The sequence below is a fragment of the Mesorhizobium sp. M7A.F.Ca.US.005.03.2.1 genome (assembly GCF_003997795.1).
GTDB classification, from domain to species: domain Bacteria; phylum Pseudomonadota; class Alphaproteobacteria; order Rhizobiales; family Rhizobiaceae; genus Mesorhizobium; species Mesorhizobium ciceri.
On sequence record NZ_RZRP01000053.1, the window covers coordinates 1 to 15,167 of the forward strand.

The 15,167-nt window shown below is 61.9% G+C and carries 10 protein-coding genes, 1 tRNA gene and 2 pseudogenes; 8 read left to right on the top strand and 5 right to left on the bottom strand.

Going from position 1 to position 15,167, the window contains the following annotated elements:
• A pseudogene (locus EN991_RS40285) lies at nt 1-202 on the bottom strand (Ppx/GppA family phosphatase); the annotation flags it as partial.
• 316 nt (nt 203-518) lie between these two features.
• On the opposite strand from EN991_RS40285, the gene EN991_RS05245 reads away from it, so the two are divergent.
• From EN991_RS05245 to EN991_RS05280, 7 genes and pseudogenes are all read left to right on the top strand, one after another.
• The gene (locus tag EN991_RS05245; RefSeq protein ID WP_127368310.1) at nt 519-1,451 is read left to right on the top strand and encodes a lysylphosphatidylglycerol synthase domain-containing protein; all 933 of its coding nucleotides are present in this window, start codon (nt 519-521) and stop codon (nt 1,449-1,451) included.
• A 176-nt stretch (nt 1,452-1,627) separates the two neighbouring features.
• Nucleotides 1,628-1,701: transfer RNA gene (locus EN991_RS05250), tRNA-Gln, on the top strand.
• A 161-nt stretch (nt 1,702-1,862) separates the two neighbouring features.
• Complete coding sequence (locus EN991_RS05255) at nt 1,863-2,129, top strand: hypothetical protein (RefSeq protein WP_127368311.1); 267 nt, start codon at nt 1,863-1,865, stop codon at nt 2,127-2,129.
• 241 nt (nt 2,130-2,370) lie between these two features.
• A complete protein-coding gene (locus EN991_RS05260; RefSeq protein ID WP_127368312.1) occupies nt 2,371-2,700 on the top strand; it encodes a hypothetical protein in 330 nt (109 codons plus the stop codon).
• A 514-nt stretch (nt 2,701-3,214) separates the two neighbouring features.
• A complete protein-coding gene (locus EN991_RS05265; protein WP_127368313.1) occupies nt 3,215-3,919 on the top strand; it encodes a hypothetical protein in 705 nt (234 codons plus the stop codon).
• A pseudogene (locus EN991_RS05270) lies at nt 3,819-5,009 on the top strand (hypothetical protein); the annotation flags it as partial. The gene EN991_RS05265 and the pseudogene EN991_RS05270, both read left to right, overlap by 101 nt.
• Nucleotides 5,010-5,456: 447 nt before the next feature.
• The gene (locus EN991_RS05280; protein WP_245460902.1) at nt 5,457-6,725 is read left to right on the top strand and encodes a L,D-transpeptidase; all 1,269 of its coding nucleotides are present in this window, start codon (nt 5,457-5,459) and stop codon (nt 6,723-6,725) included.
• A gap of 86 nt (nt 6,726-6,811) precedes the next feature.
• Here the strand turns inward: EN991_RS05280 and EN991_RS05285 are convergent, their stop codons facing one another.
• Nucleotides 6,812-7,498, bottom strand: a complete 687-nt coding sequence (locus tag EN991_RS05285) for a D-lyxose/D-mannose family sugar isomerase (RefSeq protein WP_064995499.1) — start codon at nt 7,496-7,498, stop codon at nt 6,812-6,814.
• 190 nt (nt 7,499-7,688) lie between these two features.
• Here EN991_RS05285 and EN991_RS05290 point away from each other — a divergent pair, with 190 nt between their 5' ends.
• Entirely contained in the window at nt 7,689-8,747 is a 1,059-nt protein-coding gene (locus tag EN991_RS05290) for a D-TA family PLP-dependent enzyme (protein ID WP_164753446.1), read from the top strand.
• A gap of 21 nt (nt 8,748-8,768) precedes the next feature.
• Here EN991_RS05290 and EN991_RS05295 read toward each other — a convergent pair whose 3' ends face one another.
• The 3 genes from EN991_RS05295 to EN991_RS05305 form a co-directional block, all read right to left on the bottom strand.
• Nucleotides 8,769-9,545 (bottom strand): heme ABC transporter permease, encoded by a 777-nt coding sequence (locus EN991_RS05295; protein WP_027162453.1) that lies wholly within the window; start codon nt 9,543-9,545, stop codon nt 8,769-8,771.
• A 107-nt stretch (nt 9,546-9,652) separates the two neighbouring features.
• Nucleotides 9,653-11,434, bottom strand: coding sequence for a glucan ABC transporter ATP-binding protein/ permease (locus EN991_RS05300; protein ID WP_013532297.1), 1,782 nt, complete (start codon nt 11,432-11,434; stop codon nt 9,653-9,655).
• Nucleotides 11,435-11,946: 512 nt separating this feature from the next.
• Nucleotides 11,947-15,167: glycosyl hydrolase family 65 protein (locus tag EN991_RS05305; RefSeq protein WP_348630493.1), on the bottom strand; the 3,221-nt coding region annotated here is incomplete at its 5' end.

A 15,167-nucleotide genomic window follows, 5' to 3' on the forward strand; every position in this document is an offset into this window, starting at 1 on the left:
CAAAAACCTTGCGCCCGCGCCTTCGCTTGCGCCGCTTCTTGGGCTTGCCTTTGTGGGGTGCGTCGCCCGCCTGCCCGTCCGCGGAGCGGAGCTCCGTCGGGCGGCGTTGCTGCCAGCTTGCGTTCCCCGGGCCAGCCGACCCCTGGGAAGCGCTGGACACGCCCACCTCCGGCGCGCCGGCGCCGGTGTCGTGGTCTTCCACTGTCGTTCCTTCCGGCGCCGCGCGAACCTATGATGGACGCAGCAGGCGCTTCAGTGTTTTAAGTTGCCGCCAGACTAACAGCGCCGCGCCCGATCACCAAGAGCCGCATGCCGAATTTTGCCGGCAGGCCGCTGACCGCCGTTCCGGCGCGGCCGCTCACTGCGGCAAATCTTGCCGGCCGGCGCTGCGACAAGGGTTCGCGGTTGAATAGCCGGCTTCGATGAGGCATTTCTGAAATGAGCGGAAGAATCCGGCAAAGCCGGCCTCCCACCAGCCACGAAAAGGAAGCGGACCCGCAACGCATGGCAGTCAGGCAATGAACTGGAGACGCTATTTCTGGCCGGTCGTCGGCATCGCCGCCGTGATCTTCTCGCTGCTGCTGCTCTGGCACGAATTGCGCGGCGTTTCGCTCGACGACGTCTGGGACGGTATCACGGCCATTCCGACCCGGGGTTGGGTTCTTGCCGCGCTGAGTTCGATCATCGCCTATGCCTCGCTTGCCGGCTACGACCACATCGCGCTCCTGCATATCGGCAAGCGCGTGTCGTGGCTGTTCGTCACGCTGTGCTCCTTCACCACCTATGCGCTGTCGCACAACATTGGCGGTTCGGTGTTTTCCGGCGCCGTCATCCGCTACCGCGCCTATGGTACCAGGGGCCTGACCGGACAGGATGTCGGCGTGCTGGTGGCGGTCTGCTGGATCACCTTCGTGCTGTCGACGATTTTGGCCTCGGGCCTCGTTCTGGTGTTCGAGCCTGAGATACTCGACCGGTTTTCCGGCATCGCCCATCATGGCCTGTCGGAAGCGGCCGGCATCGCGATGCTGCTGCTCGTCGCCGCCTATGTCTTCGGCAGCTGGCTGCATCTGCGCCCGCTGAAGATCGCCAGTTTTCAGCTCCACTACCCGGCGCTGCCGATCGTCGCGCGGCAACTGCTGATCGGCCCGATCGAACTGCTGGCCGCCGCCGCGATCATCTTCTTTGCCCTGCCCGCAGCCCACAATCCCGGCTACTTCGTCATACTGGGCGTCTTCCTCGTCTCCTTCTCGATCGCGCAGATCTCGCACGCGCCGGGCGGGCTCGGCGTGTTCGAGGTGGTGTTTCTCGCCGGCCTGTCGGACATGGATCCGGTCGGCGTGCTGGCGGCGCTGCTGGTGTTCCGACTGTTCTACCTGATCATCCCGCTGATTCTGGGCCTGGGCGTGGTGCTGTTCTTCGAACGCTCGCAATTCAGCCGGACGGAGGGTTGAGACGCGGGATTGGACTGGGAGCCGCGCGCCGGCATCTGAAGTGCGGCGTCTGAAATCACCTGACGAAACGTGCCATTGAACCACAGAGCAGGCTTGACTATTTTCCGCTGGCGGCTACAAGGCAGCGCTCACAGCGGCTTGCCCGCTCGGCCCGCACGGTTCATGACCGCGCCTGCTGGGGAATAGGTTAACGGTAGACCCACGGACTCTGACTCCGTTAGTCCTGGTTCGAATCCAGGTTCCCCAGCCAGTCCATTTTTTACGGTGAAATCAGGTACTTAACTTTTTTCATTAGCAAGGTGCGTTAGCACCTTTTGTTAGCTCGCGGGCCTGTGGAAATTGCCCTTCCGCCCGACTCTCGACGGTGATTCCGGCCTATAGTCGGCTCCCTTAACGCGAAGGGAGAACGACATGGGCGGCGAAGCTATGCTTGATGACGATAACGGCGCGGCAGAAATCGCTGCTGAATGGGGCGTCGATCTGGACCTACTCAACGATGCGTCTTGGGAACTGGAAACGATAGATGGCAATGACGGCGAGACCTACGGCTTTCTCGTTCGCTTTGATAGGGATACCGATCCAGACCTTTTGGTTTCTCTAGGTGTAGATTCCGGCAGTCTCACAAGAGAGGTTAGCTTGAACGCTTTCGACAAGCCCGATCGTGAGCCGGACGAATGAGCGTGCAGAACTCAGGCGCGGGAGGGCGACATGGAATTTGTTATAGGAATGCTTGTAAGTGGCTTTGTCGTTTGGGTGATCATGCGTCCAGCAGCTAGGGCACATCTGCCTCCAGAGAACGGCAGTCTGCCGAAGGCCGATAGCTGGAAGGACACATATTTTAAGTGCTAGGCAAAGACGAAGGGTTAGTAGGCATGCCAATCTCTGGCTTAATGGACGAAGATCACTTGGATGAGCGGCAATGAGCAACAATCCCGGCAAGAAGGGAAAGCCCGCTCCATGGCAAAAGCGGGCCGCCGAACACCGCGATCAGGCGCTAGAGGAGTATCGGCTCGCAAATAATCCGTCATACGCGGAGTGGTCAAAGCGACGGTCGGAAGCTGCCAGATCATTCAGAAAAGAAACTGGGGCCGATGACTTTTCGAACCGTGATCTTTTCAAGGCCATGAAAGCCGCGTCTGCTCGCTTGCGGGCATGGGACAAGGCAAACCCCTCCCCGACGTCATGGGACGACCACAAGCGGCTGGAAACAGAGTTTGCGGCGCAATATGTGCCAAGGGATTATTCCTAAAGGTCGTCAAGGCGGCATCAAACGATAGGCGGCGAGCGCCGACGCCAAGATGCAAAGGGCCGACAGGATGCCGGCGGCGATTCCAGTCCAATGGGTCCAACTAATCCAACGATTTGTGCCGTCATCGAACTTTGGCCAGTGCTCATCGTCGTAGAGATCATGCCGGGGCTCACGGCCTCATAGATGCGGGCGTGAAAGCTCCAGTTCGCCCAAACAAGGAAGCCGCACAGGAAGGCCAGAAGCAGGCCGGGCACATGCCACCAAAAGACCGAAGGCAGCACCGCCTTCGATAGCCGGTCGTTCTGTGCGAGGAACGCGACGGCAGCGCCATGCGCGAGCAAGAGCGATGCTATCAGCCACCCCCCGTAGTTGGCATTCAGTTGGAAGGCATGGCGCTTGTTCTTTTCGAACTCCTCATAGGTGAGCTTCCGAACCTCAATGGCTTCCCAACGAATCTTGACGGCCGGCCCTGCCTATGGTCGGTTGCGATGGGCAATCTACTTGGGGCAGGTTCATGAATATAAAAGACGCCTATAACGCTGCTGTTCGCTTGCAAGCGAACATTGTTAAAAACAAATTAGTTCAAGCTAGTTTGCAAGCTGGATCGCGGAACACGCCTAAACAGTGGAATTCTGAATTCATACGGCTGTTTGAGGATCTTGATTTCGAGGAGCGTAAATTACTCCGCGAAATCGGACAATACCAAAAATTACTTGAAGTTTATGATATCGCCAAGGAAGATCAAGGTCAGGTGTCCGTATTTGTTGTCCAAAATGCTTCTGAAGCACTTGGCAGAGTTAACGCCTACGTTCAAGCAAACGCTCCCTTTGCTAAGGGTGGAGAGAATCATGGCGCTCAGGATTCAGTCGAAATAACCTTTCCAATTGCGTCATTGAAATCGACAACCTTCGAATTATCAGAAGAGATCGATTGGTTCTTTAAATTATTTAACCGTGTATCTGCTGAATTTAGCGACGAAGAAAAGCCAACGATTATCAGCGTCGATAACGTCGACTTATCAATTGCAGTTGCGATTGATTGGAAATTCCTTCTTGTAATACTTCTTATATGGACGCGGTTCCAGAAATACATGAAGGATTCTCAAGAGATAAAAAGCGGTGCGGCGGCTGTGGAACCTCAAGACCGGCGCGCCGGCGCCGAATTCCGATGCCGTCGAGGCGCTCGACGTCTGCGAGCGGTCGATCCGGCTTGCCGATGAGGCCGGCGCAGCACAACATCCGGCGATCGTCCACCTGCACATCCATCTCCTGGAAATGTCCACCATGCCGGAGCGCGGCATGCGGTCAGCGGATCTGCTCGGCGAGATGTGCCCCGATGCCGGGCACATGAACCACATGCCGGGGCATATCTATGTGCTGTGCGGCGAGTATGAGAAAGCAAAACGCGCCAGCGAAAAGGCGGTGCGTGCCAACGACCTCTATCTCGCCTATGCCGACGAGCCGACCTATTATTTGCTCGGCTGCTGCCACGATCTGCATCTGATGATGTTCACCTGCATGTTGTCGGGCCAGCACCAGCCTGCACTGTGGGCCGCCGACAGAGTGCGCAGCCTGGTCGCGCGCGACGTGGTCGCCATCCAGGGCCGGCCAAAGCTCACGCAGACGGTGGAAGGCTACCATGCGATGAAATCGCATGTGCAGGTGCGCTTCGGCCGCTGGCAGGAGATCATCGACGAACCGGTCACCGAGGAGCCTGGCCTCTATGTGCTGACGGCGGCCATGCAGCGCTACGCCAAAGGTGTGGCGCATGCGACGCTCAAGCATTTCGCTGAGGCTGAACGTGAGCGCGAAGAGTTCCATCGGCATCTGAAAGGCATTGCGCCCGAGCGGCGCTTCCTCAGCAACCCGGCGCAAGCTTCGCTGGCTGTCGGTGCCGCCCTGCTCGACGGCGAGCTCGCGTACCACCAGGGCCGGCATGAGGAGGCGTATGGCCATTTGCGGCAGGCGGTCGAGCTTGACGACAATCTGTCCTACACCGAGCCGTGGGCCTGGATGCACCCGCCGCGCCATGCGCTGGCGGCGCTGCTTCTCGACCAGGGTCACGCGCAGGAAGCAGAACAGGTCTATCGCGACGATCTGGGCCTGAGCGGCACGGTGCAGCGCTGTGCCCAGCATCCGAACAATGTCTGGGCATTGCACGGGCTTGTGGAATGCCTGAAACGGCGCGGCGAGACCGATGAATTGCCGACATTGCAGACAAGCCTTGCAGCGGCGCTGGCCAAGGCGGACGTACCGATCACCTCGTCCTGCCTGTGCAGGACGAGCGCGCAGCAAGGCTGCTGTCACTGACGCGAAGTCTGCCTGTCGCCACTGTTGCGGCCGATCGGCTAGAGCAATTCCAGGAAAAGTGTGAAACGGTTTTCCATCCGGAATTGCGTCAAAACAAGGAGTTAGAGCGGGTCGCCGTTTCCGTGAAACGGTGAACTGCTTTAGCCAAACAAATTGTCGACCAGATCGTCGTTGGCGGTGGAAACCTCGCCGCCCGGGTATGTCACCTGCCGATCAGCCGAGGCTCCATGCTGCGTCGCCCCACGCCTTCGATCAGCACGGAACAGTCTATCTCATCGTGAAGTTGGGCGTTTGGGTCAGACGAAAGCCAGGAAGCATAGGAGCGAAGCTGCTTGAGCCTGGCTGTTTTCTCAAGCCGTGCCTGGCGCTCATCCTCGGCTGGTTGAGCCGGTCCTTTGTTCTTCTGGGCAGGAAATTGCATCCTGGCTCTCCTCGGTCACCGAGCCTGTGGAGACGGACTCAATCGGGCGTTGGCCCGTTGTCGCTCCGGTCTCTGCGGTTCTGAAGCCAACACATGCGCTGACGGGAGTCGCCATTCATCTTGATGATGGCGGACCCTTATCAACAATGCACCCGCGCCACCGCCGGGTGCTCCTGGTCCGGGTTCACTGCGCGCACGGCACTCGGCAGTCGGACGCAACTGCAGGAAATGGAACCAGATCGGCCGTGCGACGTCATAGAAGCAGGTGCCCATACGGGAGTGTGACCTCCATGATCAGGCTCGTTCTTGTCGCGGTCGCCATGCTCGTCATGGCATGCGATGCAACGGCGGCGGCAAAACTGGACGCGGCCGCCGTCAACAACGCCCAATTTGACGGCAGCGAAGCGAAAGGCGTCAGTGCGACCGTGCTGAAGGCGCAAATCCTCTTGGATCGTGCACGCTTCTCGCCAGGCCTGATCGATGGCCGCCAAGCAGAGAACTTCACCCGGGCAGTCAGTGCGTTCCAAGCGGCCAACGGATTGCCTGCCGACGGCAAGCTCACCCGCGAGACATGGGACAAGCTGGTCGCGACCTCCTCGCGCCCCGCGATTGAGACCTACGATTTGACACGCAAGGATGTGCATGGGCCGTTCACCAGGCGAATTCCGGCACGCATGGAGAGGATGGCCCGCCTGCCCAGGCTGGCTTACCACAATGCCTTGGAAAAGATGGCGGAGCGCTTCCACATCAGCGAGCAACTGCTTGAACGGCTCAATCCCGGCATCGGCTTCAGGAGGGCGGGGCAAAAGCTGCTCGTGCCAGCTGTCACCCGAGGTGATCCGCCGCAAGACATCGCGAGCGTCGAGGTCGACAAGAGCGCTCGCCAGGTTCGGGTGCTTGACCCTTCCGGCAAAGTGCTTGCGACGTACCCCGCCTCGATCGGAAGCCAGGAGAAGCCCGCGCCGAGTGGCCAGGCGGAGGTCAAACGCGTGGTGCACCACCCAACCTATCATTACGATCCCGAGTTTGCCTTCAAGGGGGTGAAGACCAAGCGCCCCTTCACGATCGCTGCCGGGCCAAACAATCCGGTGGGATCGGTCTGGATCGACTTGTCCATCGATAGCTACGGCATTCACGGAACGCCGGACCCAGGCAAGATCGGAAAGACCTTCTCGCATGGTTGCATCAGGCTGACCAACTGGGATGCCGAAGACCTCGCCTCTGAAGTGCAAAAAGGCACAAAGGTCGTCTTCAAGGACGAAGCGGCAGGATCGGTCGAACAAGGATCGCAGTAGGTAGGCGCTACGGCCTACCCATTTTCGACCGTGTGACTAGTCACACGGTCGTGTGACTGGCGTCGCCGAGGGCGTGGAGCGGCCCCTTACCCCAGCCACTTCTCGTAGTCGGACACCAGCAGATGGATCGGGGCAACGTCTTCGTCGATGTTGGAAAAACGGCCGATCGGTTCGCGAAACACATTGTCGGTGAGATCGTCGTTGACGGTCGAGACCTCGCCGATCAGCACATCCTTGCCCTCGGCCCAAAAGGCATGCCAGACGCCGGGCAGCAGCGTGACGCTTTGGCCCGGGTCGAGCTTCAGGAGCCCGCCCGCAGGCAGCCTGTGGATGGTTCCGTCGACCGGCACCGAAACCTCGGCCTTGGGATCGATGCCGCCGTCGCGGTCATGCATGAACAGTTCCAGCACCAGCTTGCCGCCGCCACGGTTGATGATGTCCTCGGCCTTGATGTTGTGGCGATGCATCGGCGACAGCTGGTCCTTGCGCGAGATCATGATTTTCTCGGCATAGAGCATGCCCATGCCCTTCTTCATGTCCTCGTAGCGGCCGTTGCGAACGGTGAACAGGAACAGGCCGAGCTCCTTGAACTTCTCCTGACCGTAATCGGTGATGTCCCAGCCGAGCCGCGAGGTAAACACGGCCGCGGAGTCGGCCTGGCGCGCCTTCGCCTCCTGCGGCGACCAATAGGCGAAGGGCGGCATGATGTAGCCGAACGAGCGGATGAAAGCGTCGGCTTCGCGGATGATGTCGTTGATGGCGGAGCGCTTCATGATCATGATCCCTTCGTATCGATTTGTCTGGCAAATCGCATAGCCGAACGTCGATGCGGTGTCGATCCATCTCGCCGCCTGCCCGGCCTTGCGCTTAGGCGCATGGACCACAGATCCGCTTCGCTGGCCGCGTGACATCGCGGATTTTCAGGGCCATAAATCCCGCGGATTCCTCATGGGGTGAAAGATGATGCCGACCGTCCACGACCTCGATACGCCGTCGATTCTCATCGACGCCGCGCGCGCCGAAGCCAATATTGCCCGCGCCCAGGCGCATGCCGACAGGAATGGGCTGAAGCTCAGGCCGCATATCAAGACGCACAAATTGCCCTATTGGGCGAAGAAGCAGGTGGCGGCCGGCGCCGTCGGCATCACCTGCCAGAAGATCGGCGAGGCCGAGGTGATGGCCGATGCCGGGCTGGCCGATATTTTTCTTCCCTACAACATCCTTGGGCGCGCCAAGCTGGAGCGGCTTCTGGCGCTGCACGGGCGCGTCACCCTGTCGGTGACAGCGGACAGCATGGAGACGCTCGAAGGGCTGGCAGCCACCTTCACCGATGCCGGTCATCGTCTACCGGTGCTGGTCGAATGCGACACCGGCATGGGACGCTGCGGCGTGCAGTCGGCCGATGAAGCGGTTGCGCTGGCAAGACAGATCGACAGAGCCGGTGGCCTCGCCTTCGGAGGACTGATGACCTACCCGGCCGCCGGGAAGGCAGCGGAGGCCGAAGCCTGGCTCGCCGACGCCAAGCAGGCGCTGGCCGCATCGGGCCTCGCCTGCGAACGCATCTCCAGCGGCGGCACGCCGGATATGTGGCGCTCCAGCGATACATCTGTTGTCACGGAGTATCGTCCAGGCACCTACATCTATCTCGACCGCTATCAGGTCGCCAAAGGCGTCGGCACGCTCGACGATTGCGCGCTGACGGTGCTGTCGACGGTGGTCAGCCATCCCACCGCGACGCGCGCTATACTCGATGCCGGCAGCAAGGCGCTGTCCAGCGACACGCTGGGTCTCGCCGATTTCGGCGAGTTGCCCGGCGTGCCGGGAGCGCGGGTGACGGGCCTGAGCGAGGAGCACGGCACCGTCACGCTTTCGGGTGACGGCAAATTGCGCATCGGCGAGCGCGTGCGTGTCGTGCCCGACCATTGCTGCGTCGTCACAAACTTGTTCAACGAGGTCAACCTGGTCGACGGCGACAAAGTGCTGGAAACGCTGCCTGTGGCGGCGCGCGGAAGGATGGGGTGAACTAAGAAGCGTCTTGCCTTCTCACACAAGGGGAGAAGGGGGAGAGCGCTCCGCCTGCCGTGCCGCGACCCTGCGCATGGCAATCACCCGGCGACGGCGGATTTCGGTGCGCATCGCCATCAGGTGCAGCGCGAAGAACAGCACGGTGAAGCCGAGCGCCATCACCAGAAGCGGCCACAGCAGGCTGGGGTCGATGGTGGAGCCGCCCATGCGGAACACCGAGGCCGGCTGATGCAGCGTGTTCCACCAGTCGACCGAGAATTTGATGATCGGGATGTTGATGAAGCCGACCAGCGTGATGATGGCGGCGGCCCAGGCGGCGCGGCTGGCATCGTCGAGCGCACGGGTCAGCGCGATGATGCCGAGATACATCAGGAACAGCACGAAGACCGAAGTCAGCCGCGCATCCCAGACCCACCAAGTGCCCCACATCGGCTTGCCCCAGATCGAACCGGTGATCAGCGCCAGCGCGGTGAAGACCGCACCGATGGGTGCGGCTGATTTCAGCGCGACATCGGCCAGCGGATGCCGCCAGACGAGCGTGCCGAGCGCCGAGACCGCCATCAGCGTGTAGCACATCATGGCCAGCCAGGCGAAAGGCACGTGGATGTACATGATGCGGACGGTGATGCCTTGCTGGAAATCCTCAGGCGCGGCGAAGCTCATATAGAGCCCGACGGCGAGGATCAGTGCGGCGATCGTGGCCAGCCACGGCACGACCTTGTCCGCCAACCCGACGAAGCGCGTCGGGTTGGCGAGATCCATCCAGCTCGTCAGGCGTGAAGTCGTGTCGCTCATACGGTTCTACATAAACCGCCGCGGCGTTCGGGGCAATCGAGCGGTGGTGTCGCAGGGCTGCAGCGCTTTGCCTTCTCCCCTGTGGGAGAAGGCAGAGACGTGCCTGATCAGGCGGCCGCTTCCTGCTGTTGCAGCACGGTGCGGCTGAGGCGGCGGACCTCCTCGTCGTTGAGCAGGCCGCCAGCGCGCAGCAGGCTGGCAAAGCGCCCATTGCGCAGCGACAGCTCGGTGAAGCCGCCCATCTCGACCACCCTGCCCTTGTCCATGAACACGACCAGATCGGCGTCGCGAACGGTGGTCAGGCGGTGGGCGATGATGAAGGTGGTGCGGTCGCGGCGCAGTTCGTCGATCGCTTCCTTGACGCGGTCCTCGGTCTCGACGTCGAGCGCGCTGGTCGCCTCGTCGAGCACCAGGATCGGTGCGTCCTTCAGCACGGCACGGGCAATGGCGATGCGCTGACGTTCGCCGCCCGACAGCTGGCCGCCACGTTCGCCAACCACCGTGTCGTAGCCATTGCTCTTGGACAGGATAAAGTCCTGTGCGGCAGCCGCATTGGCGGCGGCATGGATCTCGTCATTGCTTGCATCGGCGCGGCCGACACGGATGTTGTCCTCGATCGAGCGGTTGAGCAGGCCGGCATCCTGGAACACCGTGGCGATCGAATGGCGCACCGACTTGCGGGTCACGGTGCGGGTGTCGATGCCGTCGATCAGTATACGGCCATGGGACGGCGAGAAGACACGCTGCAGCAGGTTGATGAGCGTGGTCTTGCCGGCACCCGTCGGGCCCACGATGGCGACGGTCTGGCCCGCCTGCACCTCGAAGGACACGTCGTCGATGCCTTGGCCGGAATTGGCGAATTCAAAGCCGACATTCTCGAAGCGCACATGGCCGGTGACGTTGGAAAGATCGCGCAAGCCGTCCGGCTCGGCGGAATCAGCCGCGGAGTCCTCGAGATGGTAGAAATCCTCGAGCTTGGCACGGGCCTCGGAAATCTGGTTGGCGAAAGCCGACATCTGGTCGAGGCGAGCGATCAGCATCGTGGCAAAACCGGTGAAGGCAATGACGTCGCCGACACCCAACTGACCATGAGTCACGAGATAGGAGCCGATCGACAACACGATCAGCATCGAGATTGCCGATGACAGACGGTGCAAGGCATTGGCCAGCGCCCACCAGTCGAGCACAGGGTTCTGCGCGTCGAGCAGGTTCTTGACGTAGCGGCGCAGCGTATCGGCCTCGTGGCCGAGGCGATTGTAGCTCTGCAGCACCGCAACGTTGCTGACCGAGTCGGTCACATGCGCGAACACCTTGTGGTAGTGGCGCTCGACCGCGGCCTGGCCCGCCTTGGTGCGGCGCATGACCATCCGGCCGATGCCGACATAGAGCAGCCCGAGGCCAAGCAGCACCAGCGACATGCGCAGGTCCATGCTGATCGCGGTCGGGACCAGCAGCACGAGGGCGACAGCCGTGGACAGATGCTGGCGCATGAATTCGAGCCAAAGGCTGAACAGGGTTTCGACGGCGCGCAGCATCGTGTGCAGCGCATTGGAGGTGCCGTGCTGATGGTGCCAGGCGAGCGGCATGGTGATCACGCGCTCGAACGACTCGCAAAGCACTTCGCTGCGCCGAGCATGGGCGAAACGGTCAGCGCCGCGCGCCACCATGACGAAGGCAACGATGTTGAAGGCGCCGAGACCGGCCCACATGACCAGCGTGGTGAAGACAGAGCCACGCTCGGAGATGGCGCCGATGACGCGACCGAACATAATCGGCTCGAGAAGCGCTACGATGGCGAGAGCCACGTTGGCCGAACAGATCAACGCAACGCGTTTCCTGTCCGCGGCCAGATAACCGAGAGCTCGCCAGTAGATTTGCAGAAGGGTCACCCCAGTTACTCCGCCACGCTGTTTATTGTGCACTGCATCATTTTATTCGTACCGGTTGATACGTCGCAAAACAATGGCCGTGTACCCCTTCAGTTCCCTTAGAGCGAACAAAAGATGGCGACGTTCCGAAATCTGCCGTGATCACCTAACGGTTTGAGAAGACAGGTAAAATGTCAGGCATGCGGCGAAATCATGGCAGTTGGCACGTGCTGCCATAATTTTAATCAGCAACAATGTCGGGCGGATGACTGAGGCCGAAATCGCCTTTCGCGAAGTATAAAGCAAAACAAAGCTGCAGGATGCCCTTCCAGGCGAAGGGTGGCCAAAGCCTCACCGCTCGCGGCTACTCCTATGGGGCGCCTCAAACCTTTGATTTCATAGACTTCTCGGCGGGATGCCCGTCAACGGCAGACGGCAACGCCAGGCGGGATGGGGCCTCTCATCCCGCCTGGCGTGACAAAAGTCGCGGTCGGGGCCTCAGCCCCGAGCGCATGCTTTTTGGGCAACAGGCCTCAGGCCGGAATCCTGACGACAACCTCGGCAACTTCGCCGTCCTTCAGCTCGACTGCCGAAGCCTTGGTCTTTGCCCCATTCACCTCCAGCGACACGGCCTTGGCCTTATTGTCGCGGATGACACGAACCTTGAGTTCCGCCCCCAGCATTTTGAGATTTGCCGAGTACCCATCCCAGTGGCTTGGCAGCTTCGGCTTGAACTGGACACGCTTGCCGCGCCGTTCGATGCCCAGAATGCCTTCGACCGCAGCCCTGTAGAGCCAGCCGGCAGAGCCGGTGTACCAGGTCCAGCCGCCACGGCCGCCCTTGCCGTTGCCGGCATTGTCGTCCCCGGCATAGATGTCGGCCGCCACGATATAGGGCTCGACTCGATAGTGCTCGGCCGTGGCCTCGTCGGTCGCGTGGTTGACGGGATTCAGCATCGAGAAACAACGATAGGCCTCGTCGACCTGCCCCATCTCGGCAAGCGCGATGACGAACCATGTGGCGGCGTGGGTGTACTGGCCGCCATTCTCGCGCACGCCAGGCGGATAGCTCTTGATGTAACCGGGGTCCTTTTCCGTCTTCGAGAATGGCGGCGTGAACAGCTTGACGATCTTCAGCTTGTCGTCGACGAGCAGCTTCGTTGCTTGCTCCATGGCGGTGGTCGACCGTGCCGGGTCGCCCTCTCCCGAAAGCACACTCCAGGACTGGGCGATCGAGTCGATCTTGCACTCCTGCGAGTGGCGAGACCCCAAAGGCGTGCCGTCGTCGAAACTGCCGCGCCGGTACCATTCGCCGTCCCATGCGGTGCTCTCAAGCGCCCGCTTCAGAACATCGGCATGCTTTGCCCAGGCCTGTGCTCGCTTGGCATCACCCTCGGTCTTGGCGACGGGGGCGAAATCGCCCAGCGTCTTCAGCAGGAACCAGCCGAGCCAGACGCTCTCGCCCTTGCCGTGCTCGCCGACGCGGTTCATGCCGTCGTTCCAGTCGCCGCCGAGGATCAGCGGCAGGCCCGCGGGGCTGCTGCGCTTGATGGCGAGATCGAGCGCACGCGCGCAATGATCGTAGAGCGTCGCTGTCTTCTTCGAGATTTCCGGGGTGAAGAAGGCATCGTGCTCGCCCTCGCCCAGCGGCTGTCCATCGATGAAGGCCAATTGCTCCTTGAGGATGGAGGCATCGCCAGTGACCAGCAAATAGCGCGCCGTAGCGTGGGCAAGCCAGACCACGTCGTCGGAGATCAACGTGCGTACGCCAGCACCCGTGCGCGGCAGCCACCAGTGCTGCACGTCGCCTTCGGGGAACTGCCGCCGCGCCGCGTTGAGGATCTGGTCGCGCGCCAACTGTGGGTCATGCGCCAGCAGCGCCAGCGTATCCTGCAACTGGTCGCGGAAGCCGAAGGCGCCGCTGGCCTGATAGAAGGCCGAGCGGGCGCGGATGCGGCAGGCCAGGCTTTGATAGGGAAGCCAGTGGTTGACCATGGCGTCGAGCGCCTTGTCGGGCGTCTCGACCTGGATGGTGTCGAGGAAGCCGCGCCATTCGCGCTCATTGTCGGCCAATCGCTGGTCGAAGTCCTTGGCCCGATGCTCCTGCACCAGCGCGCTCGCCTCCTCGACCGACTCGGCGTCGCCGAGCAGCCAGAGCAGCGTCACGTCGCCGCCTGCCGGGATCTCGACGTCGCGGGCAATCGCCGCGCACGGATCGTCGCCGGCCTCGACACGGCCAGACAGCGCCGCACCACTCAGCACCGCCTGCGGTAGCTCGCTGGAACCATGCCGGCCCAGGAACTCCGATCGGTCTGTGGTCACCGAATGGACGCCGCCGTCGGCCGCCAGGAAGGCCACACGCTCGCCGAAATCCAGCCCATAGGGGTTTTGTGCCAGCAGCGCACCGGTTGCCGCGTCCCGCGACGGGACGATGGTTGCCGCAGTGCGCGACCGATGCCCGCCGAGCACCCATTCGGCATAAGCATAGACACGCAGCCGCGCCGGCACCGAGCCGGAATTCTGGATGCGCAGCCGCGAGATCTTCAGGGAATCGACCGGATCGACGACATGGGTAAGGTCCATCGACAACGGTCCGCGCTTCGAGCGGAAGGTCGAGAAACCCTGGCCGTGCCAGGCCTCGTAGGTCATCGAGGGATCGCGCACCATGGCGGCGAGCGGCGAGAATGCCTTGCCGCTGGCCTGATCGTAGATATAGAGGCCCTCGCCCGGGCGGTTCGAGACCGGATCATTCGACCACGGCGTCAATTGGTAGTCGCGGCTGTTTCGGCTCCAGGTGAAGGCTGCGCCCTCGGCGGAGGTGTGGAACCCGAACGAGGCGTTGGAGACGACGTTGATCCACGGCTGCGGCGTCGTGCGCCGCCCGGCCAGGCGCACGACATAGTGCCGTCCGTCGCCGTCGAAACCGCCAAAGCCGTTCCATTGGCTGAGTCCGCTGCCATCGGCGCTGACATTGGCCACCGCCTGCGAGGCAGGAGTATGCGTCGTGGGTGTCGGCGACGGCAATTCACGCGGAATCGGCAACGTTGCCAGAGCATCCCGCGCCTGCAGGGCCGCCGCCTCGGCGCGCTCGATCTGGTCGAAGATGGTGCCGTTGCGCGTGTGCAGGACGACGCGGGCGACGGCGAGCAGCGTCTTGTAGGTGGTCTCGTCCATGAGGTCGCGGCGTACCGCGAAGATGTGCTGGCGCGGCCCGAGCTCCTTGCCGCGCAGACGGCTGTTTTCGCACAGCGTCTCGACCGCCCGCTGCAGGTCCTGGACATAGGAGGACGCCTGCTCGTTGACGACGACGAAGTCGATCATCATGCCGCGGGTGCGCATATATTCCTGGAACCGCAGCGCCTGGGCGACGATTTCGAGATCGGCGACATCGCCGATCCTGACCAGGAAGATCGGGAAATCGCCGGAAATGCTTGTCGGCCACAGGCTCGACTGCTTGCCCAGCCCCGAGGCGATGGATTCGGCGGGAAGACGCAGGAACGGATCCGGATAGATCAGATAGCGCGCCAGCTTCTGCACATTGGCGGCATCGGTCAGGCTGAGGCCCATGTGGCGGGTCTGCACCTGGCTGCGCGTCCAGGCAAGCATGGCCTGGCGGGCAAAGCTCTCCGGATGGTCGAGGCGGGCGATGGCTTCGTCCAGTTCGGCACGGCCGGCGCCGACAACCGTCCAGAAGGTCAGCGATATCTTCTTGTTGGCCGACAACGCGCATCCGGCCTTCTCGAAGATGTTCGTGG

Bases quoted from the DNA above. Each gene is read 5' to 3' on its own strand.
- EN991_RS05245 (WP_127368310.1), top strand. From the start codon at position 519: ATGAACTGGAGACGCTATTTCTGGCCGGTCGTCGGCATCGCCGCCGTG.
- EN991_RS05255 (WP_127368311.1), top strand. From the start codon at position 1,863: ATGGGCGGCGAAGCTATGCTTGATGACGATAACGGCGCGGCAGAAATC.
- EN991_RS05260 (WP_127368312.1), top strand. From the start codon at position 2,371: ATGAGCAACAATCCCGGCAAGAAGGGAAAGCCCGCTCCATGGCAAAAG.
- EN991_RS05265 (WP_127368313.1), top strand. From the start codon at position 3,215: ATGAATATAAAAGACGCCTATAACGCTGCTGTTCGCTTGCAAGCGAAC.
- EN991_RS05285 (WP_064995499.1), bottom strand. From the start codon at position 7,498: ATGAAGCGCTCCGCCATCAACGACATCATCCGCGAAGCCGACGCTTTC.
- EN991_RS05290 (WP_164753446.1), top strand. From the start codon at position 7,689: ATGCCGACCGTCCACGACCTCGATACGCCGTCGATTCTCATCGACGCC.
- EN991_RS05295 (WP_027162453.1), bottom strand. From the start codon at position 9,545: ATGAGCGACACGACTTCACGCCTGACGAGCTGGATGGATCTCGCCAAC.